The sequence below is a fragment of the Polaromonas sp. P1_G4 genome (assembly GCF_056405475.1).
Genome location: NZ_JBFUCA010000746.1, coordinates 1 through 1,576 on the forward strand (window position 1 = coordinate 1; position 1,576 = coordinate 1,576).

Sequence of the window (1,576 nt, forward strand, 5' to 3'; positions counted from 1 at the left end):
CAAGGGGCCAAGAGGCGAGGGCAGGTGGCCGACCGGCGGCGCGATCAGTGCGTGCCAAGACAAAACATATAACCGAGAAAGCCGCGACTGACAAGTATGGCAAACGATTGCCAATGGTTGGCAAACGTTTGCCATAATAGCCAAAACCGCCAACGATCGCAACACAACGGCACAGGACGACATGGTTTTCACCTCCAGCAGCACGCACAGCCGCGGCAAGCCCCTGCCGACGCTGCTCGCTCGAGTTGATCGCGGCGATCCCAGCGCCGCGGTCACCCATCCCAGCCATGCGGCCTGGGCGTTCCCTGCGCCGGCGGCCGGCGCGCATTCCTGAAGCCGACGACCGATCGGCCCCATCCTTCCTTTTTCCAGAAAGAGACAACCATGAACTTCCAGCTTCGTTTTCTCGCCAGGCGTGCCACGCGCGCCGGCCTCCTGGGTGCCGCCGTCGCCACGCTGGCCACCAGCGCCTTCGCCGACATTCGCGTCATGTGCTACCAGGACGGCAATGAATGCGATGTCACGGCCGACCTCATCAAGCGTTATGAAGCCCAGAACGCTGGCGCCAAGGTGATCCTTGACGTGGTGCCCTACAAGACGGTGGTAGAGCAGCTGCCCGTGCAGCTCGCGGCGGGGCAGGGACCCGACATCGCGCGTGTCGCCGAAATTGGCGGCCTGTCGAAGAACTACATCGACATCAGCGCCCATGTGAAGGACCGCAAGTACTGGGAAGACAACTTCGGCAGCACCTTGCCCTGGATGCGCAACAAGGCGGGCGACAAGGGCATTTATGGTTTCCTGTCGCAGATGACCATGACCGGCCCCTTCGTCAACAAGACCTTGTTCGAGCAGGCCAAGGTGCCCATGCCCGGCCCCAAGGCCACCTGGGAAGAGTGGGCCGACGCGGCGCGCAAGGTGGCCAAGGCCACGCAGACCCCGGCCGCCATGGCCTGGGACCGTTCGGGCCACCGCTTCGCCGGCCCCGCCGTCAGCTATGGCGCGAAGATTTTCGACGTCAAGGGAAACCTCACGGTGGATGCCGGCTACAAGACCGCCGTGGGCAAGTTCGTTGCCTGGCACAAGGACGGCACCATGCTCAAAGACGTCTGGGGCGGCTCGGGCGGCTCCAGCTATGCCGACGCGGTGGGCGAGTTCAAGAACGGCCGCGTGGTGATGATCCTGTCGGGTTCATGGCAGATCAACCGCATGCAAAAAGAAATCGGCAACGCCTTCGACTGGGTCGCCGTGCCCAACCCCTGCGGTCCCGCCGCCTGCTCGGGCATGCCCGGCGGCGCGGCCTGGGTGGCGCTGAAGACCACCAAGTCCCCGAAGGAAGTGGGCCGCTTCCTGGATTTCATGGCGCAGGAAGCCAACGTCGCTGAATTCGCCTCACGCACCAACAACATCCCGGCCCATGCCGGCGTGGCCAAAAAAGGCGTGAGCTATCCGACTGCCGGCCCTGCGGCACAGGCCGCGCTGGGTGTGTTCAGCAGCGGCACCGCCACCATCGCGCCGCCGGCCTACGCGCTGCAAGGCTACAAGTACAACCGCGCCCTGATGCTGCCGACCGTGACCC

Annotated in this window: 2 protein-coding genes; both read left to right on the top strand. The window is 64.5% G+C overall.

The window, feature by feature from the left end:
• Window positions 1-181 precede the first annotated feature (181 nt).
• Window positions 182-334 (top strand): hypothetical protein, encoded by a 153-nt coding sequence (locus tag AC1D1X_RS22935; protein ID WP_477668579.1) that lies wholly within the window; start codon window positions 182-184, stop codon window positions 332-334.
• A gap of 50 nt (window positions 335-384) precedes the next feature.
• On the top strand, window positions 385-1,576 hold a 1,192-nt coding region (locus AC1D1X_RS22940; protein WP_477699291.1), incomplete at its 3' end, for an ABC transporter substrate-binding protein.

Bases quoted from the DNA above. Each gene is read 5' to 3' on its own strand.
- AC1D1X_RS22935 (WP_477668579.1), top strand. From the start codon at position 182: ATGGTTTTCACCTCCAGCAGCACGCACAGCCGCGGCAAGCCCCTGCCG.